This window comes from Myxococcus sp. SDU36 (assembly GCF_030168875.1).
GTDB lineage: Bacteria > Myxococcota > Myxococcia > Myxococcales > Myxococcaceae > Myxococcus > Myxococcus vastator.
In genome coordinates this window covers 3,217,265-3,241,724 of sequence record NZ_CP077414.1, presented here as the reverse complement: position 1 = coordinate 3,241,724, position 24,460 = coordinate 3,217,265, and the positions used below count along the sequence as shown (strand labels likewise).

Genomic DNA, 24,460 nt, shown 5'->3' with positions numbered 1-24,460 from the left:
CCCGTATGGTGGCCGTGGTGCGGGCGTTGCTCGAAGACCGGCGCCCGTGTCCACCCTCCCGGTGCGAGGAAGTGTCAGCCCTGGAGGACACGCTCCGCCTGTTGACCACGCACCTCCACCGCACCCGGCCCGATGGTGCTCACGCGCTGAGCCCGCTGCAGGAGGCCTCTCGTCTGGCGGTGGCCCACGAGTTCGACACTCCCGTGTCTCACCGTGGGGCCCGATTGGGCAAGATGGTGACGGCGACAAAGCGGGCCTTTATTGAAGGACTGCAGCCGTTCCATGTGGAATCGCTCCGCCCCCAGTCCGATTTCAACAAGGCGGTGGTGCGGGTGATCGAGTACCTGTCGGTCCACCGCGCGTTGGGCCTGCGCGAGGACGTCGCCCCATGGGTCCGAGCCCAGCTTGAATCCAAGGCCGACCCGACGCGGTGGAAGGCGGTCCGTTCGCACCGCAAGGGCGCGGTGGGGGCGGTGGTGGATGCCGCCAAACGTTCGTACCTGAGCGCGGCGGGGCCCGTGTTGGAGCGCCTGCTGCGGGGCCAGGCGGCATGGAACACGGCGATGACTCAGGCGCTGGTCTCGGCCGCCGCCTCGCGGCCGCCCAGCGAGGCGGAGGCCGCGGGGCTCGTCGCGGCGTTGTGTGAACGCAACGACCCGCTCCGGTCGGAGTCGCTCCCGTCGTCCCTGCGGGCGGGTGCTCCGCTGTGGACGGAGTTGTTTCGCCGGCAGACGCGGTTCAACGAGCAGGCGGTGCTGGCGCTCGCGGGCGTGTTGGGGACGCGGACCCCCGCGCCCCGTCCACCGGACCTGGGCGACTTCACGGCCTGGTGCGCGCGGCGGGAGGCGGCTGACATCGCCGCCGCCCGGGAGGCGGTGGCGAAGCTCGCATCGCCTCCGCTCGTTTCGCTGGTGACGCCCGTCTACGACACGCCAGAGCCCTTCCTGCGCGAATGCATCGCCTCCGTGGAGGCGCAGGTGTATCCGGAGTGGGAGTGGGTGCTGGTGGACGACGCCAGCACCGCGCCTCACGTGGCGGCCTTGTTGCGGGACGCGGCCGCGCGCAACCCTCGCATCCGCGTGGTGACGCAGGCGCGAAACGGGGGCATCGCGAAGGCGACGCACGCGGGCCTGGCCGAGGCGCGAGGCGCCTGGGTGGGGTTTCTCGACCACGACGACACCCTCGCGCCGCATGCCTTGGCGGAGATGGTGTTGGCGCTCAAGGCGAACCCGGAACTGGAGGTCTTGTATAGCGACGAGGACCGGCTGGACGGAGAAGGGCGGCGGGCCGCGCCGTTCTTCAAGCCTGACTGGTCCCCGGACCTGCTGCGCTCGGTGAACTACGTCTGCCACTTCCTGTTCGTGAAGCAGCGGTTGCTGGAGCGCGTCGGCGGGTTGCGGGACGGCTTCGACGGTTCGCAGGACTACGACCTCATGCTGCGGTTGAGCGAGGCCACGCGCGGCATCGGTCACGTGCCGAAGCTGCTGTACCACTGGCGCTCGAACCCGGCCTCCTTCTCCAACCAGAAGGCGGGGCTGGCGAAGGCCACGGACGCGGGGCTCCGCGCGCTCCGCGAGCACCTGTCCCGGCTCGGTGAGTCCGCGGAGGTGACGAGCCCGGCCCCGACGCAGTATCGCGTCCAATATCCGATCCAGGGCACGCCGAAGGTGTCCATCATCGTCCCGTTCAAGGACCGGCCGGATTTGTTGCGGACGCTGTTGCCCAGCTTGCTGGAGCGCACCACCTATCCGCACTTCGAGGTGTTGCTCGTCTCGAACAACAGCACGCAGCCCGAGACGTTCGCGCTCCTCGACGCGTTGGTGGACCCGCGGCTGGTGAAGCTGACGTGGGACTTCCCCTTCAACTACCCGGCCATCAACAACTGGGCGGCGAAGCAGGCCTCCGGCAAGCTGCTGCTGTTCCTCAACAACGACATGGAAGTGGTGGACCCCGGCTGGTTGGGAGAGCTGGTGTCCCAGGCGCAGCGCCCCGAGGTCGGGGCCGTGGGTTGCAAGCTCCTCTTCCCAGAAGGGACCGTCCAGCACGCGGGCGTGGTGGTGGGCGTCACGGGCTTCGCGGCGCATCCATTCTGGCGCCTGCCGGAGGGGCCCATCTCCACGCCCTTTGGTCACTCGGAGTGGACGCGCAACTACCTGTCCGTCACCAGTGCCTGCGTCATCCTCCGCCGCGAGGTCTTCGACGCAGTGGGTGGTTTCGATGAGCGCTTCCAGGTCTGTGGGAGCGACGTCGACCTGGGCTTGAAGGTGAACCAGCGCGGCCTCCGAGTGGTGTACACGCCCCACGCGCGTGTCATCCACCACGAGTCGGCCAGCCGCCGCGCGGATGCCATCCCGGAGTCCGACTACTGGTGGTCCTACGTCGCCTATCGTCCGTGGCTGGGTGCGAAGGGAGACCCCTTCTACAACCCGAACCTCACCTTGCTGGGGACCGACTGCTCCCTGCGCCAGCATGCGGAGGATGGCGAGACGTTGGCCGTCCGGACGCTGTCCCGGGACGTGCCCAGCGCGCAGGACCTCGCGCTGGAGTCACGGGCTCAAGCGCAGCGCCACATGATGGAGCACCTTGCTCAGCTCGACTTCACCCCCGAGGAGGTCCATGCGTCGCGCGTGTCGGCGCCAGCGGCGTTGGCGGCGCTGCGCTCCCGTGGGCGGGTGGAGACGGCTACATGGTTCATCCCCGCCTTCGGTCATGTGTACGCGGGCATCCACACGCTGTTCCGCTTCGCGGACCTGATGCAGCGCCGCCACGGCGTGCGCAGTGACTTCGTCATCTACGACAAGCCCGGTGCCAGCCCCAGCGACTTCGAGGCCCGCGTCGCGGCGGTTTTCCCTTCCTCGCTGGGCGCGTTCCACGTGCTGTCGGGGCCGGAAGGCCTGGCGGCGTTACCTCTATGTGACCTGGCGATCGCAACCTACTGGACGTCCGCGTACCAGGTGCTGCGTCATCCGCGCGCGGGGGTCCGGGGCTACTTCATCCAGGACTACGAGCCCATGTTCTTCGCCGCTGGCACGCAATGGGCCCTGGCGGAGCAGACGTACGGCCTGGGGTTCCAGGGCATCTTCAACACGCCGGGCCTGCGCGACTATGTGAAGGCGCAACACGGCATGGGGGGCTTCGCGTTCGAGCCCGCAGTGGACCCGGCGCACTTCCATGCGCGCCGGCCAGCGCGCAAAGGGCCCGTGCGCGTCTTCTTCTACGGGCGGCCAGGAAACGAGCGGAACGGCTTCGAGCTGGGGCTGGCCGCGCTCGCGCGCCTGAAGCGGGAACTCGGGGCCTCGGTGGACATCGTCACCGCGGGGGCCGAGTGGCATCCAGAGTCTTATGGCGTCCGAGGGTTGGTGACGAACCTGGGGGTTCTCCCAGCGGAGCGGACCGCCGCGCTGTACCGTGAATGCGACATCGGGCTGTGTTTCATGTTCACAAAACACCCTTCCTACCTGCCGTTGGAGATGATGGCATGTGGTGTCACGGTGGTGACCAACGACAACCCCGCGAACCACTGGCTGCTCCGGGACGGGGAGAACTGCCTGCTCGCCGCGCCGACCACCAGCGCCGTGCTGGCGCAGCTCCGCCGCGCCGTGGAGGATGCGCCGCTCCGGCGGCGGTTGGGCGCCAGCGCGGCGGAGCGCGTGCAGCGCACGACCTGGGAGCAGCAGGTCGACGCGATGATGAACCACTTGCTGGCGCGTGATTCAGGTGCAGCCGGACGGGGGGCCGCGTGAAGCGTTTTGTAGTGTGCGTCTGTCCGTAGGGGCAGCAGCCAGGCCTCCTTTTGTAAGTAGGCTGGAAGTATCGGCCCGGGGAACGTCCTCGTGGCTGTACACCGCTCACGGAGCGTGTACATCACTTGCCTGATCGGCTGCAGCCATGGGAAGGGGCGACACTGCGGAGCCAGCCACGCAAGCGCCACGTCATCTCCGCATATACAAGGACATCAAGGCCGGGGGTCTAAAGGGGGATTGGCCCAGATGACCGAAAGCCTCCACCCCTGGAAGACGACAAGCGGCCACTCGTGTCGGGAGTTGAGCCGCAGCCTACATCGCCAGCATTCCGCATGATCGCTACCACGGATGCGACATCTCCGAGCCGATGACGGGTGCTGGCGCCGGACGCGCCGCTTCCCCCGCCCGCGCCGTCCGGGGGGAATCCCGGCGTGATGTTCGATGTGCCCCAGGACACGCGCTGGGCCAACGGCGGGCCGCGCTTTGGCCGGCCCCTGCACGTCTTCCATTACGCGTTCGAGATGGACTGTTTCTCCTACTTCGTCGAGCTGCACCGCAAGGGCGACATCGATGGTTTGGCGACCGTCAAGCTGGGGATGCTCCCGCTGTCGGAGGACATCTTCCCGAAAACGTTGCTCAACCTCCCTCCTCAAATGTCGAAGGATGAGCGGGCGAAGGTGGCGAAGATCCCTCGGACCGCGCTCATCCCCACGCCCAATGACTGGCGGAAGAACTTCTTCATCAACCTCTTCGCCTGCCAGGTGTCGTCGCGACTCGACGACGTCTATGTCACGGCGAACTTCAAGCTGCCCGCCCGTCCTCAAGAGCACCAAGCCCATCCGCCACGTCCTGCGTCCCAGCCGGACCGAGCTGTTCGACCTGGTTCGAGACCGCGACGTGGTGCTCAACGCCCCGCTGTCGGAACGCCAGCCGGTGACGGGGCTGGAGGCCCTGTCCCTGGGGGTTCCTTGTATCTCCGGTCCGCTCAAGCCTGGGTGAGTTGGATGCGCACCCATATCAGCGCCTGGCCCAGGTCCAGGGCGTGGACTCCGTGAGCGCGGTCCAGGAGGCCCTCGAGCGCATGGTTGTACCGCGAGGGTAGTCTCCCGGTGAAATCGAGCGGATGATGGACGACTACGTACAGGCGCTCAAATCAACTGCTGTCCAGGTACTCGAGGAGCTCATCCCGTCATGATTCCGCGCAAGGTCTGTCTCGTCACGGACGAACTCCATCCCTTCACGAATGGGGGCATCGGCCGCATCATCCACAACCTCATCGTGGACTCGCTGCGCCGTGAGGCCGCGGTGGAGTTGCACGTGTTGCTCCCCGCGTTCACGCAAATGAAGGCGGAAGAGGTGGAGGCCCACTTCGGGGGGCGGGTGACGGCGCACGTCGCGGAGGCGCGTCCCCTGTGGGAGCAGGGCTTCGACGAAGGCGACGTCTACCCGCCGCCGGGCGCCTTCACGGACGCCCTCTCCCATGCGCACTCCATGGAGCTGATGCTCCATCTGCGGCGGCTCGCCGCGAAGGGGACGCATTTCGACGTCATCGAGTTTCCGGACTATCGGGGCTGGTCCTTCTGCACCAGCCAGGAGAAGTTCCTCGGAGGTGGTTTCCAGGACACGGAGATCACCGTCCGCCTACACTCCACTGCGGGAATCCTGGCGCCCTACGAGCGCACGCCGCCGTCGCGCGACCAGCTTGAGCAGTTCGAAGTGGAGCGCAAGGCGCTCTACGACGCGGACCGCGTCATTGCGCACATCCCGGGCATCGCGGCGCTCAACCAGACGTTCTACGGTTTTCCGGAGACTTGGTTGGAGAAGGTGATTCAGGAGTTTCCGCCCGTGGCCGAACGCGCCGGGCGAGCGCCCGCTGGCGGCTCGAGCGCACCCGACATCCTGTTCGTCACCAAGGTTCAGTCGCTGAAGCGCCCGGATCTCTTCGTCCGGGGCGTGAGCACTTTCATGCGCCGCTTCCCGCAGTTCAGCGGGCGCGCGGTGTTCGCGTGTCACGCGCCGAACGAGTCCTACCTGTCGGCGATAAAGGCTTTGGTCCCCAGCGACCTTCGTGAGCGCTTCGTCTTCGCGGGCGCGGTGCAAGAGCGTGCGGACCTGATGTCTCGCGGCATCGTCGTCATCCCCTCGGACTTCGAGTCGCTCAACCTCACGGCCTACGAGACGGCCGCCGTGGGGGCTCGGTTGGTCCTCAATGGACGTTGCCCGGCCTTCGTGCCCGGGACGCCCTTCGCGGACGGCGTGAACTGCCACACGTTCGATGGCTCGGTGGATGGGCTCGCCGACGCGCTTGAGAAGGCCTGGTGTACGCCCACGACGGGCACCGTGGCGTGGACGGCGGTGGCTCCGTACTGGGAGTCGCCTTCGCCGCGAACGGCCGCCCTGGTGTCCACGCCTCGGGGCAGTCCACCCCGGGTGACCGTCCTCATCACCAGCTACAACCTGGGACGCTTCCTCCCGGAGACGTTGGCGAGCATCGGCGCCACGGATTACCCCGAGCTCGAGGTGGTGCTCGTGGACGATGCGTCAACCGAGGCGTTGGACCACGAGGTGTTGCGGCGCATCGAGTGTTCCCCCACCGCGGGGGGCGCGCCGGTCCGGCTGGTGCGGAACTCCGTCAACCGGGGACTGCCCGCATCGCGGAACATCGGCCTGCGCGTCGCCACTGGGGATTACATCCTCCCGTTGGATGCGGATGATGGCATCAACCCGCGTTTCATCCGCATGGCGGTGGATGCCCTGGAGCGCCACCCTCAGTTCGATGTCGTGGTGCCTTCCTCGGGTTGTTTCGACTCGGACGAGGCGCTGGAGCAGCGCCGCTTCTGTGACTTCGCGCTGTTCATTGGGGACTGCCCATCGTTGGGCATGGTCGCCAACCGGCTGTCCTCGGCGACGTCCCTGATGCGGCGCTCGCTCTTCGACCGGTTCCGGTACAACGAGCAGTTGACCAGCTATGAGGATTGGGACCTCTACCTGCGCCTGGCGCACGGGGGGCACCGGTTCCTTGTCACCAACGCCATCCACTTCCATCACCGGAAGCGCCCGGGGTCGATGATTCCGGGGGGCAATCCGCGCCGGCACCTCGAACTGCTGTTCCAACTCCACCAGGGGTTGCCGCGGCCGCTGGGCAGGGGCATCCAGCTTGCCCCCTTCCTGCTGCTGGCGGCCCAGGCCCCCACGGCGGTGGCAACCGCCACGGAGGAGGCGGTCGTCGAAAACGTTCCGCTCCGCTAGGGGTTGGTGGAGGCGCTGAATGGAACCCTCAAACGAGCTCCCTTCATGCATCAACTGCTCAAGCAGGCCGCTGGGGGCCTGACGCCGGAGGGAGGCGAGGGTTTGCCTCCGCGCTGCGCGCTGGCCGACATGTTCAGCAAGGCCCTCGAGCCCATGCCGAACATTCATTCCACGGTGAAGGTCGTCGTGAACGCGACCCTCACCTGAGGCGGTGCCCGGCGTTGACGGGTGCGCGGCGTCCCCGCTTCATTCGCGGAGGCGCTTGATGCGCCGGACCTGGTCCATCAACTGGTAGCGCAGGGGCCGTGAGTCGTCGGGCGGCGAGGCCAGGAGCCATTTCGCGGTCAGTCGCAAGGCCGGGTGAACGGGTTCCAGCCGCTGCTTGAGCGCCTCATTCAACTGGTCCGCGAGTCGGTACAGCAATGGCACGGCCGGGGCCGCCACGATGCCCGCCTGGTGCTGCTTGTGGGCCTCGCCCTGGAGGATGCGCAAGGCGCGGTCCGGGTGCAGGGCCAGTTGGGGGTGCTTCTGGTACAGGTACGCCATCACCGCGTAGCGGTCGTTGACCACCGTGGTGCGGGTCATCGAGTCGGGGCGCAGGCGATAGTGGAAGAGCGGCTCCGGGATGACCGTCCCGGTGAGGCCGCGTTCGGCGAGCGAACAAAAGACATCCCAGTCTTCATAGGCCGTGAGCCACTCGTCATAGCCACCGACTTCCTCCAGGTGCCGGCGCTCCATCAGCGCGGTGCAAGTGGAGGCCACATTGAACACCCAGAGGACATCGCGTTCGACGCCCCAGGGAGCCCAGCCGCCGACGCTCCGGGCTGGGTCGTCGACGAAGTAGGATACCAGCGACGTCACGAACGCGAGCTCGCGTGAGCCCTCCATGACGGCGAGCGCCTTCTCCAGGAAGGAGGGGTGGATGAGGTCGTCCGGATCCAGGGGAAGGACGTAGTGGCCCCGGGCTTCCCGCAGGCCCGCATTGCGTGCCGAACTGAGCCCGCCGTTCTGCTTGGAGATGATGCGCAAATTGGGGGCCTTCAAAATCTCCAGCAGGGCGCGGCTGTGCGGGTCGGTGGAGCCATCATCCACCAGGATGATTTCGTAATCCGCGAAGGTCTGTTCACGGATGGCGCGCAGCGTCTCCGGCAGGTAGCGCCCCATGTTGTAGTAGGGCACCAGGATGGAGACCCGTGGCGTGGCGGCGCGTGCGATGGGGACCGGGCCGAGGGCGGGGCGGATGGGGGGATGCGCCGCGATGGCGGCTTCGACCTGCCGCACGATGCTGGCGGGCTGGCAGTAGGCGGCGATGCGCGCGGGAGCCGCCTCGCGTACGGCGTGTTGCAACGATGGCGTCGTCAGGGCCTTCTCCAGCACTTCCGCGAGGTGGGCCGAGTCTCCTGTACGGAACAGCAGGCCACTGCGGCCATCCTCGATGACTTCCGCCATGCCGCCTGCATCACTGCCCACCACCAGGCTTCCGGTGCTCATGGCTTCCAGGCAGACGTTGGGGAAGTTCTCCCAGCGCGATGGAAAGCAGCACACCGTGGCCTCCGCGATGGCAGCGGCGAGCTCGGCTCGGGGGCGCGGGGACTCGAAGTGGAAGCGGTGCTTCCAGTTGGGGGTGATGCGGCGCTCGAGCCACTCGCGCATGGAGCGGCCAAAAGGACCGGTTTGCGTGTCTCCCCCGATGAGTCGCACTTCCGCGTGCAGTCCGCGTTCGAACAGCGACTGCATGGCTTCGATGAGGTGGTGCACGCCCTTCCGGTACTCGAACCGCCCGAAGTACAGCACTTGCGGCAGTCCGGGCCGTGGGCGCGGCGTGGCCGTGGCGAAGGTCCGCGTGTCGAAGGGGTGGGGCACCACCACACCTCGGTCTCCAAGGCCCAACCGGGTTCTCACGAGTTCAAGGAGGGAGTGTGTTGGGGACAGCACAAGGTCCGCGTCCCGGATGGACGTGTCCTCAATGAACTCCTTCTGGGCGACTCCCATGTCCAGCGTAGTGACGCGGTTGAATCGCTGGGCTTCATGGGTGGGCGTGTGAAGGCGGACGGCGAGCACCGCGTTGGCGAACTGGCCCAGCGTCTTGCGGGCTCGCAAGGCGAAGTACCCCTCGCCCCCGTACTCGGGGAACTCGATGAAGTCGAAGGGATGCTTCGCGTGCAGGGCCAGCAGCGTGGTGTAGGCGGCCATGGCGTGCCGCAGCGGGTGGAAGGAGAATGCGCTCTCGAAGCCGGGCTCCAGCTCCGTGACGGCATGCACATGCACGCCTGGAAGCGCCTCAGGCGCTCGTTCCAGTCCTTGGTGGGCAGCCGTGACGACGTGGACCTCGTGGCCCGCGTTCGCGAACGACTGACTCATGAGGGTGACGTAGGTACCGATGCCGCCACCGAAAAATGGCGAGAGCTCTTGGGATACGAGGCAGATGCGCAAGGCGTGAACCTGAAGTGAAGAGTCGAGAATGGTGAGGGATTATGCCTGAATGCCCCCGCGGCACCACCGGTTCGCTGGAAGCGCTTGTTCTGGGTGATTGCCGGCTTGGTTCCGGTGGCCCTGGTGGTGTTGGCCTTCGTGCACCCGTTGAGGCGGGTCCGGCACGCGCAGTGTCGTGGCCTGGACGGCGCGCTGGCACGCGCGGGAAAGCGTCTTCCGTGGGCACATTGGCCGGGAGCTTGTGTCGGAGTGGTAGGCGAAGTTGGTCTGCATGGAAGCTGTCGGCTGGCAGGGCTCCTTCAACAACACACGCGTGTTTGCCGAGGTCGGGCTCGTGGATCGCGAGACGCCGACCCTCACGAAGAAGTTCAAGTGCCGCTACTTCATCTCGGTACTGCTCAAGCTGAAGTCTCATTTTGTCATTAAGCGGCGGTTCGAGGGCGGGCGCATTCGCTTGATGATTGCTACCAGAGATTGCCCGGAAGCTTCACTGTTCGAGGGGGGGGAGTCACCGCGCAGTGGTGGCCATCTACCGGCCCCGCCTGGCCGAGCGCCGCCGGCTCGCAGGTGGGGCGCCCGAGGCTTCGAGCTGGGCCATCCGACGTTCCTGCTCGTTCCTCCACGCGGCCTGGGCCCGGCTCTGCTCGCGCTGGACGTCATGGAGTGTTGCCAGCGCGTCGAGGATGGACTCGTTGAACTCCACCTGTTTGCGCAGGAGCTCGTTGATGAACGGCTGGAAGGTGAACCTGAAGGCGCGCTTGGCTAGCACCAGCGCCATACCGGTGAGACCGCCCCGGTGGGACGTCGCCGGCTCCGCGGAGCGGCTGTCCATCTTCCCGCGCGCTTCCAAGAGCAGCGTGGGCCAGGGCGTGGGCGTGGAGGGCCGGGTCGCGGCCTCCAGTATCCGCCGGAGCGACTCCTCCGCTTCGGGCGATGGCGCGGGGAGCCGCGCGGTTTCACGGGCCACCACATCGGCCGTGGGTGCATGTGTGATGATGTCGTCAGGACGCATGTGTGAGGACTCCCTTGGACGCCAAGGCCGCACGTAGCTCCTCGCGTGTGGGCTCGGACCCCGCGGCTTCCACGATGATGACCCTGTCTTCCAAGTGCTCGCGGACCAGCGCGAGCAATTCGGAGGGTATGCCGGGCGTTGCAATGGCCCAGGCACGCTTCGCGACGCGAGGCAGCAGCGTTCGTGCGGAGGCTGTCTCCAAGCCCACCAACAGCACTCGCGCACCTGAAGCGCGCACGGCCGTCTCCAGCGATGACGAGCCCGGGAGGGGGGCCTCCGGATTCCGGCTTACCGGTTGGTCCGGCGTGAAGCACGTCGCGGCATGCCTGACGTGTCCTCGCGAACCGGCCGCGCCCAAGGGTCTCAAGGCGAGAAGCCGGGCGCCGGGCAACAGCTCCACGATGAGGCCGGCGAGCCGCGACGCTGGGGCATCGGGGCGCACCGCGAAGGCGGGGCAGACGACGTCCATGGCACCGTGAATGACCTGGGTGGCGGAGCGATGACGGGCGAGAACCTCCTGGAGGGCCTTATGCACCTGCTCTGCGGTGGCGTCTTGCGACAGCGAGGCAATCCGCTCTTGCTGCGCCGCGAGCACCTGCCCTCGCAGGTCCGCGTTTCGCTCCAATGTAGCGAGCAGCTCCGCGACCTCTCGCGGTTCGTCCGACAGCGTGGCGAGCCCCGCGCCGCCCATCGTCTCCGGCACGGCGGCGGCGCCATACGCCACCACGGGGACGCCCCGGTACATGGCCTCCAGCAGCGGCACGCCGAAGCCCTCGTGGCGGCTCATGGAGAGGTATGCGGATGCCGTGGCGAAGCATGCGGAGAGCTGCGCGGCGCTGACGCGGCCCAGGAACAGGACGCGCTCCGCGCCCAGCACGTCCTTCAGTCCGTGCAGATAGGCCCCGTAGGGGCCGTCACGGTGCAATTGCCCCGCGATGACCAGCCGGCTGCGAGGCTGGTAGAGCCGCTGGTACGCCGTGAAGACGCGCAGCACGTCATCCACTTTCTTGCTGGGCACCGCGCGCCCCACGAAGAGGATGTTGGACATGCCGTCGTCCAGCTCGGCTTGCAGCGCCGCGTCCGGCGCCGTGTCGAACGCGGCCCAGTCGATGGCGAAGGGCAGCACCGCCACGTTCGGGTACCCCGCGGCCACCAGCTCCTCGGCGCTGAAGCGCGAGTAGGCGAAGGCCGCCTCGACATGAGGCCTCAGGGCCAGCAGCTCGTCGCGGGCGGCGTCGCACGCGGCGGCCACCTTCCGCTCGAAGCCCTCGAACAGCCGGGCGGGCGTCACGTTGTGATAGACGAGCACCTTGCGCCCCGGGCTCCGCGCGATGCGCGGCACCAGCCGGGACTCGAAGCTGTGATGCACGAGCAGGAGGGAGTCCTGGCCCGCGTCTCTCGCGTACTCCTTCACCGGGCGGACCTGGTCCTTGCAGGCGTCGTCCCAGGCGTCAGCGTAGATGTCGGAGGCATGCCCCCAGCGGCGCAGCAGGCCCTGGAGGTACCGCACCTGGTTGCCCACGGCGTCGCCCCAGGCCAGCCGGGGGAGCACCTGGTGGATGGCGGGGAGCCGGGGAGGGGGTCGCGAAGCGCTCACGACCGGCTCCCTTACCGCCGTGCAGGGCCGCCCACAAGCCTTGCCTCCCTCTCGCCTTGACGGTCGTGGACCCCTTCGATACGCAGGCGCTCGCTCCGAGCGCACGAGGTCCACGGGACAATGAACGTACTGGTGACAGGCGGCTGTGGCTTCATCGGGTCCAACCTCGTGAAGTACCTGCGCCGCGAGCGGCCCGCCTGGACGGTGGTCAACCTGGACAAGCTCACGTACGCCGGCAACCTCGAGAACCTGTCCGAGCTGGAGGGCGACCCCCAGCACGTCTTCATCCGGGGCGACATCGGCAACCGCGAGCTGGTGGAGCACCTGCTGTCCGTGCACGCCATCGACGCGGTGATGCACCTGGCGGCGGAGAGCCACGTCGACCGCTCCATCCTCGGGCCGGAGGTGTTCGTCACCACCAACGTGCTGGGCACCCAGCAGCTCCTGGAGGCCAGCCGCGCCCGGGGCGTGAAGCGCTTCCTCATGGTGTCCACCGACGAGGTCTACGGCTCGCTGGGGCCCACGGGCGCCTTCACCGAGTCCTCGCCGTTGCAGCCCTCCAGCCCGTACTCGGCCAGCAAGACGAGCTCCGACCTGGTGGCGCTCGCGTATCACCACACGTTCAACCTGGACGTCGTCGTCACGCGCTGCTCGAACAACTACGGCCGCTACCAGTTCCCGGAGAAGCTGATTCCATTGATGGTGGTGAACGCGCTGCACGACAAGCCGCTGCCCGTGTACGGCGACGGCGGCAACGTGCGCGACTGGCTCCACGTGGAGGACCACTGCCAGGCGCTGCTGCTGGCGCTGGAGCAGGGCCGGGCCGGCGAGGTCTACAACATCGGCGGCGGGGCGGAGCGGCGGAACATCGACATCGTGAAGGCGATTCTGGGCCTCGTGGGCAAGCCGGAGTCGCTCATCCAGTACGTGAAGGACCGGCCGGGGCATGATCGGCGCTACGCCATTGACCCGTCGAAGATTCGCGCGGAGCTGGGCTGGACGCCCGCGCACACGTTCGAGCAGGGCCTGGCGGACACCGTGCGCTGGTTCGTCGACCACCCGGCGTGGTGGCAGCGCGTCACCAGCGGCGCCTATCGCCAGTACTTTGAAACGCAGTACCGTACGCGCCTGCAGGGGAGGGCCTGAGCCATGCGCTTCCTCGTCACGGGGTCCAACGGATTGGTGGGCAGCCGCGTGTGTTCCTTGCTCCACCAGGGCGGGCACTCGGTGGTGGGGCTGGGTCGCGGCGCCCGGCGCACCGGTGGAGAGTATGGCTATGTGAGCGTGGACCTCACGCGCGAGGCGGACGTCGCCGCCGCGGTGGAGGCCGCCGCGCCCGAGGTGATCATCCACTGCGCCTCCATGACGGAGGTGGATGCCTGCGAGAAGGACCCGGAGGCCGCGTACGCGGGGAACGTCGTCGTCGCCGCCGCCGTGGCGCGGAGCGCTCGCAAAACCGGTGCGCACCTGGTGCACGTGTCCACCGACTACGTCTTCGACGGCGAGGCCGGGCCCTATGGCGAGGACGCGGTTCCGAATCCTCGCGGCGTATACTCAGTGACGAAGCACATGGGTGAGCAGGCCGCGCGCGTGCTCGCGCCTGGCTGTGCCATTGCTCGCACCGCCGTGGTGTATGGCTGGCCTCCGGTGGAGGGCCGGCTCAACTTCGGCGCCTGGCTGGTGACGGCGCTGGAGAAGGGGCAGCAGGTGCGCCTCTTCGAGGACCAGCTTGTGTCACCCAGCTTCGCGGACAACGTGGCCGCCATGTTGGTGGAGCTGGGGACGCGGCGGCTGGGGGGCGTGTGGAACACTTGCGGCGGAACAGTCATCGACAGGGTGGGCTTTGGCCGTGCGCTGTGCGAGGTGTTCGGCTTCGACGCAAGCCTCATCGTCCCCACTCGCATGGTGGAGCTGAAGCTCGCCAGCCCCCGCCCGCTGAAGAGTGGTCTGCGCACCGAGAAGGTTCGTGCCGAACTTTCCGTTCCTCCCCTGGCGCTCGCGGAGTCCTTGTCGCGCTTCCACGCGACCTGGCTCGCGGCTCGGGGACACTGACGTGCCGAGGTGGACATGAAGGGCATCATCCTCGCCGGTGGCTCGGGGACGCGGCTGTACCCACTGACGCGCGTGGTCAGCAAGCAACTGCTGCCCGTGCATGACAAGCCGATGATCTACTACCCGCTGAGCACGCTGATGCTCGCGGGCATCCGGGACGTGCTGGTCATCTCCACGCCGCAGGACCTGCCGCGCTTCCAAGAGCTGCTGGGCAGCGGCGAGCAGTGGGGCATGCGCTTCAGCTACGCGGAGCAGCCCAGGCCGGAGGGGCTGGCCCAGGCGTTCGTCATTGGCCGGGAGTTCGTGGGCGACGACAGCGTGTCGCTGGTGCTGGGCGACAACATCTTCTACGGCCACGGCCTCAGCGAGCTGGTGAAGCGCGCGGCGTCGCGTGCCTCGGGCGCGACGGTGTTCGGGTACTACGTGAAGGACCCGGAGCGCTACGGCGTGGTGGAGCTGGACGCCGGGAACCGCGCGGTGAGCCTGGAGGAGAAGCCGCTGAAGCCGAAGTCGAACTACGCCGTCACCGGGCTGTACTTCTACGACAACCAGGTGCTGGACATCGCCGCGGGCCTCAAGCCGAGCAAGCGGGGCGAGTTGGAGATTACCGACGTCAACGCGGAGTACCTGCGACGCGGCCAGCTCGACGTGGAGCTCATGGGGCGCGGCTACGCGTGGCTGGACACCGGCACGCACGAGTCGCTGATGCAGGCGTCGAACTTCATCGAAATCATCGAGCGCCGTCAGGGCCTCAAGGTGGCGTGCCCGGAGGAGATTGCGTTCCGCATGGGGTACATCGGCGCGCAGCAGTTGCTGACGCTGGCCGAGCCCATGCTCAAGAACGACTACGGCCAGTACCTGCGGGCGCTCGCGGAGAACCGGGGAGCCGTTTCGTGAAGGTGACGCCGCTGGAGCTTCCGGACGTGCTGCTGCTGGAGCCCAAGGTCTTCGGTGATGACCGCGGCTTCTTCATGGAGATGTTCCACGCGGCGCGGTACGCGGCCGTGGGCATCCCCGGGCCCTTCGTGCAGGACAACTACTCGCGCTCGGCGAAGGGGACGCTGCGGGGCCTGCACTTCCAGGAGCCACAGGCCCAGGGGAAGCTGGTGCAGGTGCTGGCGGGCGCCGTATACGACGTCGCGGTGGACGTGCGGCGCGGCTCGCCCACCTTCGGGCAGTGGGTGGCGGTGGAGCTGTCCGCGGACAACCGCCGTCAGCTCTGGATTCCGCCGGGGTTCGCCCACGGCTTCTGCGTGGTGAGTGACTCCGCGGACTTCCACTACAAGTGCACCGCGCTCTACGCGCCGGAGACGGAGCGGAGCGTCGCGTGGAATGACCCGGACCTGTCGATTGCCTGGCCGGTGAGCGAGCCGCTCCTTTCGCCCAAGGACGCCCAGGCCCCGAGACTCCGCGACGCGCCCTTGCTTCCGGAGTACGTGGGCTGAACAGTGCCTGAGCATCCGGCTTCCAGCAGCACCGGCGCAGGTGGAGATTCTCCCCGGGGCTCGCGGCTGGCCTCGATTGCGGTGGCCAGCGCGCTGTTCATGGAGTTCGTGGACTCCACCGCGCTGTCCACCGCGCTGCCTCGGCTGTCGCTGGCGTTCGACACCGACCCCATCCACCTGAAGCTGGCGCTGACGTCCTTCATCCTGGCGTTGGCGGTGCTCGCGCCCGCGAGCGGTTGGGTGGCGGACCGCTTCGGACCCCGCCGCGTCTTCATGTTCGCGATGAGCGTGTTCCTGCTGGGCTCGGTGCTCTGCGGGTTCTCCCAGTCGCTGACCCAGTTGGTCATCTTCCGCACGCTCCAGGGGTTGGGCGGCGCGCTGATGACGCCCGTGGGGCGCATCATCGTGGTGAGCTCGGCGCCGCGAGAGCGCCTGGTGGCCGCCTTGAGCTGGTTCACGATGCCCGCGCTGCTGGGCCCGCTGGTGGGGCCTCCGCTGGCGGGCCTCATCCTGGGCGTCGCGGACTGGCCGTGGATTTTCTTCATCAACGTGCCCGTGGGCATCCTGGGCATGCTCGCGGTGGCGCGCTTCGTGCCCCCGCTGCACCAGCCGGACCCGGGGCCCTTCGACACGCGCGGCTTCGTGCTCGCGGCCGTTGCCATCACCACGCTGATTGGCTCGGCGGAGACGGTGGGCATCGGGCTGATGCCGCTGCCGGTGCAGCTGGGGCTCGCGGCGGTCGCGCTCTCGTCGCTGGGGGCCTTCGTGTGGCACGCGCTGCGCGTGGAGCGGCCCGTGCTGAACCTCCGGCTGCTGCGCATCGACACCTTCCGGGCCAGCATGATTGGCGGAACCCTGACGCGCATGGGCCTGGGGGCGTCTCCCTTCCTGCTGCCGCTGCTGCTCCAGGTCGGACTGGGCTGGACACCCGTGGAGGCGGGGTTGGTGATGATTGGCAGCGGAGTGGGCGCGCTCAGCTGCAAGTCGGTGGCGCCCTCCATCATCCGGCGCTTCGGCTTCCGGCAGACGCTCATCTTCGCCAACCTGGCGTCCGCCGTCCTGACCTCGTTGCCGGCCTTCTTCCGGGGCAGCACGCCGATTCCGCTCATCATTGGCGTGCTCGTCGTCAGTGGTTTCATGCGCTCGTTGCAGTTCACCGCGACCAATACCGTGGCGTATGCGGACATCCCCCCGGAGACGGTGAGCAGCGCGTCCACGGTGTCCGTGGTGACGATGCAGATGGCGCTGGGGCTGGGCATCAGCTTCGGCGGGTTGATGCTGCACCTGGCGCGCGGTGCTGACGAGGCGCCGTTGACGCCGGACCGCTTCGTGCTGCCGTTCATCGCGGTGGGCGTCGTCTCGTCGCTGGCGGGTCCGCTCTACCGTCGCCTGTCGCCCAACGCGGGGGCGCACATCGGGGGCCGCAGGGTGGGGTGAGCCGGGCGGCTCATGTGCCCGAGCGGAGCCACTCCGCGAGCTGGTCGCGCTTCTTGCCGCGGAGGTTCGTCCGCAAAGCGCCCCCGCTGAAAGTCCATTTCGTGCCGAGGTGTCTGGCCACGTGGGCAATCCAGGCAGGGAGTTGCAGGGGCTCGCAGGCGCCGACTCCGAGGACGTCCTCGTGGAGCTTCTGGTTGTCGAACCGCGTCCTATCCCAGTCCATCGAGTTGAAATCCGCTCGCCTGGACAGGTTGACCCGGAACCAAACAGGTGCGCGGCTGTCGATCTGGATGTTGCAGCGGTGTCTTGAGTCCACCGCCCCGTTCTTCCTGACGATGTCATCGCCCCATGACGCCGTGAACCAGAAAGCGTCTTGCTCACTGAAGCCCAGGTGCCGTGCGAGGTCGAGCGCGGGCGAGCGGGCGCGGCGTGCGTGGAGTAAGGCCTGCATTCGCGCGAAGAGGTCATCCATCGCGGGTGTGGCGCGCGCGTGCTTGCGCAAGTCCTCCAGGCGGTCCAGTTCCCAACCCTGGCTCTGCACGGCCCGCTCGACGTGGGGGATGAGCGCGTCGAGCGAGGCGTCCGATGCATCCACTGTCAGCACGGCCAGCATGTCCAGTGACACCTGTTCGCTGGCCACGGCCGCGGTCTGGATGGCCTGGAGCAAGGGCGCGTTGTTCGCCAGGGCCTGGAACTTCGCTTTGCGTTGCTTCGAGCCCCAGGCATAGGTCGTCTCCAGGTCGAGCAGTCCCAGGAGGGCGGCCTTCCAGGTCGCTTGGACCTCCGCGTCGGGTGCCTCTTGGGGGACAGCCTCGCGCAGGAAGTAGGCGTGGGGCCGGGAGTCGGCTTCGAGCCGGCTCAGAATCGCGCGGATGACCGGGGCGGGAAGCTGCTGGCAGTGACGTCCGAATGACCAGAGTGCTGCGGGCTCACCGTTGATGAGGCTCAACGCGGCTCGTGACGCCAGCTCAGGGTCGACATCCGCGGGAAGTGTCTTGAGGGCCTGGGTGAACTGCTCCCAGTCCCGCAAGCCAAGGTCGCGGAGGATGGACTCCAAGTCTGGCACGGTGCGGCGCTGAGGCATGCCCTGTGCTCTACCAGAAACGTCGTGGGCTCACCCGTGACGAAGGTCAACCAGGCGGTTGTGCATGGCCACGTCCAGGAGTATGTTGAACCAAATGGTTTAGCAGTGGCCTCTCCGGCCGTCGGAAGGAAGCCCATGTCCTCTGCGCAGAGCGTCCAGGTTCGCGTCACCCGACAGTTCGATGCCTCGCCCGAGCGGGTGTTCGACGCCTGGCTCAATCCGGAGATGGTGGGCCAGTGGATGATAGGAGCGTCGGTCCGCGACGAGGAGGTGCTGCGGCTCGCCATCGACGCGCGCGTGGGCGGCACGTTCTCATTCTTCGTGCGGCGGGTCGGCGAGGAGCTCGACCACGTGGGCACGTACCTGGAAATCGACCGGCCTCGGCGGCTCGTGTTCACCTGGCACATCGACAAGGAGGAGGACGCGCTCAGCCGAGTGACGGTGGAAATCTCCCCGCGCGCCACCGGCTGCGAGCTGACGCTGACGCATGAAATGGACGCGAAGTGGGCGGAGTACACGCGTCAGACGGAGCAGGGCTGGGCCACCATGATGGACGTCCTCATCCGCGTGCTGGCGCCAGGGCAGGTGCCGGCCGCACCTTGACCGTTCAGTCGGACACCTCTGGAGGCAGCATCTCCTGGCAGCGCCGGATGCCCCGCTGGGCCTCCACGAGGTGCGGATGGTCGCGCTTCAGGGCGCGGTAGAGCGCGATGGCCGGCTCGCAGTTGCCGTCGTTCTCCAGGGCGCGGGCGCGCGCCATGCGCTTCGAGGCGTCCTCCACCTTGCTCGCGAGCGTCGCCAGCTCGGGCTCCACGGCTTCCAGCCCCAGGCTCCGTGCCTGGGCCAGCCGCTTCATCGCGCTGTCCAGCCGGCCCTCGTTGAAGTCATTGGCAATGTCGATGGCCTGGCCCGCCGCGAGCACCTTGAGCTGCCGGGTCGCGACGTCGTCTGGGGGCGCCTCCGCCGCTCCAGTCGCGCCGTGAGGTGACGCGCCCGTGTCCGCGGCGGGCGGGGCCTCGGGAGGCGTGGGCCGCGCGGGGACGTTGACCGGGACCAGGGTTCCAGCCTTCACGTCGTCACCGCTTCCGCCCCGGAAGGCCACGACGCCCACGCCGCCCAGGAGCAGGACGCCCGCGATGCCCAGCCCCAGCACCGCGCCGGACTTCGAGCGCTTCGGCTCCGCGTAGGGAGAGGCCGCGTGCGCTGTCTTGTTGAAGCCCTCCGGCCCCACCCGGAGCCCGGTGCCCGAGACGGGCTGGGTCAGGGGAATGGGCGGGGTGCCCGTCACGGGCGCGGCCTCCGCCGGGGCGGTGCGCACCAGCGTGGCCTCGGAGCCCTCCGCGCCGAAGAGGAGCGTCGCCGGGCGCGCCGGCTCCGAGCCGCCAGTGACGGCGGGGTTGACGCCACTGACGGCGCGGCGGCTGGTCAGCGTGGGCAGCGCGTTGACCAGGTCCGACGCGAAGGCCTCCATGGTGGCGTGGCGCTCCTCGCGGCGCTTCGCGGTGGCCTTCTGGATGACGGCGTCGACGGCCGGGTGCTGGAGGTCCGCCACCGCCTGCGCCAGGCGCGGCATGGGCTGGTGGACCTGCTTCTGCATGATTTCGGAGATGCTGGTGCCGTCGAAGGGCTGCTGGCCGGTGAGCAGCTCGAAGAGGACGATGCCCACCGCGTACACGTCCGCGCGGGCGTCCACGTCCAGGCCCATGGCCTGCTCGGGGGACATGTAGCGCGGCGTGCCGGCCACCGAGCCCTGGAGGGTGAGCCGCGTCGCGCCGTCGGTGATTCGGGCGATGCCGAAGTCCAGCACCTTCACGTGCCAGCCGCGCATGCCCTGCCGGACCATGATGTTCTCCGGCTTGAGGTCGCGGTGGATGACCTGGCGCGCGTGGGCATGGGCGAGCACGTCCGCCACCTGGAGGACGATGTCCACGGCCTCGTCGAGCGCGAGCCGGCCACCCGTGGCGAGCAGGCTCTTGAGGTCATTCCCCTCCACGTACTCCATGGAGATGTAGAGGCTGCCTTCCTCGTCCTGCCCGAAGTCGTGCAGCGTCACCGCGTTGGGGTGGGCCACCCGCGCGTAGCTCTTGGCCTCGTTGAGGAAGCGGCGGGCCACGTCCGGGTCCATGGACAGGCCGCTGTTGAGGAACTTCATCGCCACCTGCTGGCCGATGCCCACCTGTTCGGCCAGGTACACCGAACCCATGCCGCCCTGGCCCAGGCGCCGGAGGATGCGGAAGCGGCCCGCCACGACGCGGCCGAGCATCCGGTCCACGGCCGGCGCCACCGTCAGCAGGTCGGTGCCACCACAGGCCGGACAGGCGCCGTCCCACTTCTCATGTTGGACCTCGCACCGCTGGCAGATGAAGAGCGACATGGTGTCCTCGCAGGGCCGGAGGGGAGGGAGCCGCCGTCAGCGCGTGGCCGGGGCGTAGCGCTGGAAGAGGAGGCGCTCCAGCTCGCGAGCCCCCGCCTCGGGGGACTTCCGCCTGGCGGAGGCCGCGCGGAGCACGTCCGTGCGCGCATCTTGCGGCAGGTCCGACTCCATCACCGTCAGCGCGCCGTCCAGGTCCCCCGCGCGCTGGAGCGCGGCGGCGCGCCACACGCGGTACTCGGTGCGCTTGGGCTCCGCGGCGGCGGCCTGGGCGAACAGGCGCTGCGCTCCTGCGAAGTCTCCCTCCTGGAGCGCCGCGAGCCCTTCCAGGAAAGGCGCCTGGGCAGCGGCCGTGGCGGACGGCTCCCCCGTGTCGCGCGCCAGGTCGAAGAGCGCGCCGGACTCGCGCAGGCGCGCCGTGGGGAGCGCTTCTCCGGCCAGGGCCCGCTGGTGTACGTCATCGGTGGTGGCCTGGGAGGCCACGCTCAGCCGCGCGGCCATGTCTCCCAGGTCCGTGCCCAGGTAGCCCTCGGACACCAGCGTGCGCAGCGTCTCGCCCGCGGCGCCGGGGCCCACCAGCCGGCCTTCCTCCAGCGCGGCGAAGAAGCCGGCCTTCAGCTCCACGTGCCGGGCCGTCATGTCGGGCGGCACCTTGTTGCGCTTCTTGCGGCGCGCGGCCTTCAGCTTGCGCTCGCACAGGGCCAGCTCGCGCTGGGCCTTGGTCCGGTCCCGGATGTCCGGCGCGCTGCGCACGTAGGCGCGGTAGGCGGCGCAGGCCCCGGGGACGTCCTTCGCCCCCATGCGCGCGCGCGCCAGGCCCAGGTAGGCGGGCAGCAGGGACGGGTTGGCGCGCGTGGCCTGGAGCAACACCTCCGCCGCGTCCTTGTGCTTGCGCTTGTTGTAGAGGCGAGTGCCTTCGGCCAGCAGGGCGTCACCCCGCCCGACGGAGGGCCCCACCAGGGGCTCTGCCAGGCAGAGGCCACACGTCAGCAGCACACAGGCCCACGTCAGGCGCCGCAGGTCAGAACGCATAGCCCAGCCCTCCGCGAATGTTGCTCGTCCCGGCAATCTTCTTCAGCAGCGTGAAGCTGTGCTGGTACGCGACGGAGGCGTACAGGCCCTCGTACACGTAGATGCGCGCGGTGGCCTGTCCGGACGCGTGCAGGTCCAGCGCATAGAGGCCATCCTTGAAGACGGCCGCGTCACCCGCGCGTTCCTTCACCAGGAGCCCTCTGCCCTCCAGGCCTGCCTGGATGGCGAAGGACACGGGCCCGAGCACGTAGCGCAGCTGCGGCTGGAGCGCGCGCAGCGACACCGCCTGCACCTGCGTGTCCAGCGACGAAATGCCGTCCGGCCCCACGCCGCCCACGCCAGGCGGCACGTCGATGCCCAGCGTCCACGTGTCACCGGTGGAGGCGTAGGTGGCGCCCACCAACATGACGCCGAAGAACTGGCCATAGCGTCCGTATTCGATGCCCACGCCGCGCAGGTTGCGTGAGCCCGGCGCGCGCACGTCCCGGGTGCGCAGCCCCTCCAGCTCCTCCGAGGTGCTCAGCGGCTGGGACGCCAGCGACGTGCCCGTGAGGCGCTGCAGCTCGAACGAGGCCTCCAGGTAGCTCTGCCGCGCCATGGTGGCTTCCTTGCGGCGGCGCATGGCCAGCTTGAAGGACTGCAGGGAGGTGGGCGTCAGGGCGTGCTCCAGCGTGTACGTCCCGCCGGGGGCAATCTCCGCCTTCACCTCGTGGGGCTCGTAGCCGTCCAGCGTCAGCGACACCACGCGGGTGCCGGGCTGGATGCCCTGGTCCACCGCGGTGGTCCCCACCGGCTGGCCGTCCACGCGAATCTCCGCGCCCTCCGGCTGCGCCTTCACCACCAGCCGCGCGGGCACCTTCTCCAGGGCGGCGTCCAGCTTCACCTGCTGGCGCGAGCGCATCACCCGCGTCTCTTCCTTCGGAAGGTGCGAGGCCAGCTCGAAGCGGAAGGTGTGCTCTCCCGGCAGCACCTCCGTGGTGAAGGGCGTGGTGCCCACCTTCACGCCGTCAAGGAAGACGGTGGCCCCCGCGGGCGTCGTCTCCGCCACCACCGTGGCGTTGAGCGACAGGAACTTCACCAGCACGCCGGCCAGGGCCTTCTCGAACGCCGGGTTCGCCGTCTCCGCCTGGCCCCGGGCGCCGGTGCCGGGCCGGACGCTGACGGCGCGGAAGCGGTAGCCGGCGTCGTCCTGGCCCACCTGCACCAGCACCACGCGCTCCAGGCCCAGTGACTCCAGGTACGCCTCCAGCGGCTCCCGGCAGCGCGCCTCGCCGGACACGCAGCGCAGGTCGCCGCCCTGGCCCTTCAGGTGCGTGGCCAGGGCGTCCCGGCCGATGAGCTGCCGCGCCTGCACGTCCTGCGGTATCAGCGCGGCAATCCCCGCCTCGGTGCGTTGCAGCAGCGCGTCCTGTCCTGGGTACAGGGCCTGGACGAGCCACAGCGTGTGCGAAGGGGTGGGTGCCTGGGGGCCCGGGGGCATTCCGGGTGCGGCGCCGGCGCTCAGCGCCAGGCTGACACTCAGGAGACAGGAGACGAACATGGCGTCCTCGGGGAGGGGGCCGCGGCGGAACCGACCGGCGGCCCCCTCCCATGGTGTACGCCAATGAACGCTCTCCTGCCTAGGGGGGAGGCCTGAGAACGGGGGGATTTCCGGGAAAGCGCCTCCCAGCCGCTCCTGCTCGCCTGCCCTCCGGGCGCATGCAGGGAAGCTGGGGGCTGGAGGTCGCCTGGGGTGTGGGGAATGCGCATCGTTCCCCCGGTCGCAACACCCCCGAGGAGGCGGAATGGTTCTCCCTGGCAAGGGCATGAGCTGGAAGAAGTTCTTTCTGGCGCTGAAGGACGAGTGGACGCGCGACGAGATAGGGGACGTCTCCGGCGCGCTCACCTTCCGGGCGATTCTGGCGCTGTTCCCGTTCCTGCTGTTCCTGGTGTCGCTGGCGGGCCTCCTCATCGAGCCCACCCAGGCCCAGGTGCTCATCCAGGAGCTGGCGCGGGTGGCGCCCCGGGAGGTGACGTCCATCCTGAGCGAGCGCATCGAGGCGCTGGCGGACAGCCGACCGGTGGGGCTGCTGACGGTGGGCGGCGTCGGCGCCGTCTGGGCCGCCTCCACGGGCGTGGTGGCGCTGATGGCGGCGCTCAACAAAGTCTATGGCGTGACGGAGTCGCGTCCCATCTGGAAGCTGCGCGGCGTCGCGCTGCTGGTGACGCTGGGCGGCGCGACGGTGGCCATCCTCGCGGCGTTCTCCGTCGTCGTCACGCCCGTCATCGTCGGCAAGCTCCCCGACGTGCCGGGCACCGTGCTCATGTGGCTGCGGCTCCCGGTGGCGGGCCTGTTGATGATGTCCCTGTGGGCGGTGCTGTACTTCGTGCTGCCGGACGTGAAGCAGCGGTTCCGTTTCATCACCCCGGGCTCGGTGGTGGGCGTGCTCATCTGGGTGCTGGCGTCGTGGGGCTTCTCCCAGTACGTGGCCAACTTCGGCAGCTACGACGTCAACTACGGCGCCATCGGTGGTGTCATCGTCATGCTGCTGTGGATGTGGATCTCCGCGCAGGTCATCCTGCTGGGCGCGGAAATCAACGCCATCCTCGAGCACCGCTCCCCGGACGGAAAGGCACCGGGCCAGAAGGATGCCGCGCAGGGCAAGGCGCTGACCGCCACCAAGACGGAGCTGGAAGCGGGGGGCGCGTCGCTTCCGGGCGCTCCGGGCTTCCAGCCCGCGGTGGACCCGGTGACGGGCCGGTCCCCCCCGGAGGGGCCGCCGTCCATGCCGCCCAGGCTGCGTGACACGCCGCTCGCGGCGGCCTTCAAGTGGACCGTGGGCCTGGGCCTGGGGTTGTTCCTGCTGCGCAAGTCGACCCCCCGATAGGCCGACTTTCTTCTCCCAGCGAAGAATGGGCGTTCGTGCGTGACGACGGGGGCTTGCGGTGCGCCCACCCTCAGTGCGAGCGTGCGCGCCTTGTTGGCTGGACGACAGTGACTGACGTCGTCCACTGGCAGTCCCCCT

At 68.8% G+C, this 24,460-nt stretch carries 18 protein-coding genes; 11 read left to right on the top strand and 7 right to left on the bottom strand.

Going from position 1 to position 24,460, the window contains the following annotated elements; all coding sequences use genetic code 11:
- Positions 1 to 101: 101 nt before the first annotated feature.
- The 4 genes from KGD87_RS12465 to KGD87_RS12450 all read left to right on the top strand — a co-directional run bounded on the left by KGD87_RS12465 (position 102) and on the right by KGD87_RS12450 (position 7,199).
- Positions 102 to 3,743: a rhamnosyltransferase WsaF family glycosyltransferase gene (locus KGD87_RS12465; RefSeq protein WP_284667670.1), complete on the top strand. Its 3,642-nt coding sequence runs from the start codon at positions 102 to 104 to the stop codon at positions 3,741 to 3,743.
- Positions 3,744 to 4,529: 786 nt separating this feature from the next.
- The gene (locus tag KGD87_RS12460; protein WP_284667669.1) at positions 4,530 to 4,742 is read left to right on the top strand and encodes a glycosyltransferase family protein; all 213 of its coding nucleotides are present in this window, start codon (positions 4,530 to 4,532) and stop codon (positions 4,740 to 4,742) included.
- Positions 4,743 to 4,934: 192 nt separating this feature from the next.
- Positions 4,935 to 6,992: a glycosyltransferase gene (locus KGD87_RS12455; RefSeq protein ID WP_284667668.1), complete on the top strand. Its 2,058-nt coding sequence runs from the start codon at positions 4,935 to 4,937 to the stop codon at positions 6,990 to 6,992.
- Between the two features lie 45 nt (positions 6,993 to 7,037).
- Positions 7,038 to 7,199: a hypothetical protein gene (locus KGD87_RS12450; protein WP_284667667.1), complete on the top strand. Its 162-nt coding sequence runs from the start codon at positions 7,038 to 7,040 to the stop codon at positions 7,197 to 7,199.
- A gap of 39 nt (positions 7,200 to 7,238) precedes the next feature.
- Here KGD87_RS12450 and KGD87_RS12445 read toward each other — a convergent pair whose 3' ends face one another.
- The 3 genes from KGD87_RS12445 to KGD87_RS12435 all read right to left on the bottom strand — a co-directional run bounded on the left by KGD87_RS12445 (position 7,239) and on the right by KGD87_RS12435 (position 12,034).
- Positions 7,239 to 9,425: a glycosyltransferase gene (locus KGD87_RS12445; RefSeq protein WP_284667666.1), complete on the bottom strand. Its 2,187-nt coding sequence runs from the start codon at positions 9,423 to 9,425 to the stop codon at positions 7,239 to 7,241.
- A 529-nt stretch (positions 9,426 to 9,954) separates the two neighbouring features.
- A complete protein-coding gene (locus KGD87_RS12440; protein ID WP_284667665.1) occupies positions 9,955 to 10,437 on the bottom strand; it encodes a hypothetical protein in 483 nt (160 codons plus the stop codon).
- The gene (locus KGD87_RS12435) at positions 10,427 to 12,034 is read right to left on the bottom strand and encodes a glycosyltransferase (protein ID WP_284667664.1); all 1,608 of its coding nucleotides are present in this window, start codon (positions 12,032 to 12,034) and stop codon (positions 10,427 to 10,429) included. The genes KGD87_RS12440 and KGD87_RS12435 overlap by 11 nt, the downstream gene beginning before the upstream one ends.
- A gap of 120 nt (positions 12,035 to 12,154) precedes the next feature.
- Between KGD87_RS12435 and rfbB the strand changes: the two genes are divergently transcribed.
- From rfbB to KGD87_RS12410, 5 genes are read left to right on the top strand one after another with little or no spacing between them, the layout of a single operon-like run.
- Entirely contained in the window at positions 12,155 to 13,180 is a 1,026-nt protein-coding gene (rfbB, locus tag KGD87_RS12430; RefSeq protein WP_176423973.1) for a dTDP-glucose 4,6-dehydratase, read from the top strand.
- A gap of 3 nt (positions 13,181 to 13,183) precedes the next feature.
- A complete protein-coding gene (locus KGD87_RS12425) occupies positions 13,184 to 14,086 on the top strand; it encodes an SDR family oxidoreductase (RefSeq protein WP_284667663.1) in 903 nt (300 codons plus the stop codon).
- Between the two features lie 15 nt (positions 14,087 to 14,101).
- Positions 14,102 to 14,983: a glucose-1-phosphate thymidylyltransferase RfbA gene (rfbA, locus tag KGD87_RS12420; protein ID WP_284667662.1), complete on the top strand. Its 882-nt coding sequence runs from the start codon at positions 14,102 to 14,104 to the stop codon at positions 14,981 to 14,983.
- On the top strand, positions 14,980 to 15,531 hold the full coding sequence (gene rfbC, locus KGD87_RS12415; RefSeq protein WP_284667661.1) for a dTDP-4-dehydrorhamnose 3,5-epimerase: 552 nt from the start codon (positions 14,980 to 14,982) through the stop codon (positions 15,529 to 15,531). The genes rfbA and rfbC overlap by 4 nt, the downstream gene beginning before the upstream one ends.
- Before the next feature lie 3 nt (positions 15,532 to 15,534).
- Positions 15,535 to 16,968: an MFS transporter gene (locus KGD87_RS12410; protein ID WP_284667660.1), complete on the top strand. Its 1,434-nt coding sequence runs from the start codon at positions 15,535 to 15,537 to the stop codon at positions 16,966 to 16,968.
- A 10-nt stretch (positions 16,969 to 16,978) separates the two neighbouring features.
- Here the strand turns inward: KGD87_RS12410 and KGD87_RS12405 are convergent, their stop codons facing one another.
- Entirely contained in the window at positions 16,979 to 18,052 is a 1,074-nt protein-coding gene (locus tag KGD87_RS12405) for a hypothetical protein (protein ID WP_284667659.1), read from the bottom strand.
- A gap of 135 nt (positions 18,053 to 18,187) precedes the next feature.
- Between KGD87_RS12405 and KGD87_RS12400 the strand changes: the two genes are divergently transcribed.
- Positions 18,188 to 18,655 carry an SRPBCC family protein gene (locus tag KGD87_RS12400; protein WP_284667658.1) on the top strand — a complete coding sequence of 156 codons (468 nt, stop codon included), beginning with the start codon at positions 18,188 to 18,190 and terminating at the stop codon, positions 18,653 to 18,655.
- Positions 18,656 to 18,659: 4 nt separating this feature from the next.
- Here the strand turns inward: KGD87_RS12400 and KGD87_RS12395 are convergent, their stop codons facing one another.
- From KGD87_RS12395 to KGD87_RS12385, 3 genes are read right to left on the bottom strand one after another with little or no spacing between them, the layout of a single operon-like run.
- Positions 18,660 to 20,426 carry a serine/threonine protein kinase gene (locus KGD87_RS12395; RefSeq protein WP_284667657.1) on the bottom strand — a complete coding sequence of 589 codons (1,767 nt, stop codon included), beginning with the start codon at positions 20,424 to 20,426 and terminating at the stop codon, positions 18,660 to 18,662.
- 36 nt (positions 20,427 to 20,462) lie between these two features.
- Positions 20,463 to 21,455 (bottom strand): tetratricopeptide repeat protein, encoded by a 993-nt coding sequence (locus KGD87_RS12390; RefSeq protein ID WP_284667656.1) that lies wholly within the window; start codon positions 21,453 to 21,455, stop codon positions 20,463 to 20,465.
- Positions 21,445 to 22,995 (bottom strand): PEGA domain-containing protein, encoded by a 1,551-nt coding sequence (locus tag KGD87_RS12385; RefSeq protein ID WP_284667655.1) that lies wholly within the window; start codon positions 22,993 to 22,995, stop codon positions 21,445 to 21,447. Before KGD87_RS12385 ends, KGD87_RS12390 begins: the two co-directional genes overlap by 11 nt.
- Before the next feature lie 244 nt (positions 22,996 to 23,239).
- Between KGD87_RS12385 and KGD87_RS12380 the strand changes: the two genes are divergently transcribed.
- Entirely contained in the window at positions 23,240 to 24,322 is a 1,083-nt protein-coding gene (locus KGD87_RS12380) for a YihY/virulence factor BrkB family protein (RefSeq protein ID WP_284667654.1), read from the top strand.
- Positions 24,323 to 24,460 lie beyond the last annotated feature (138 nt).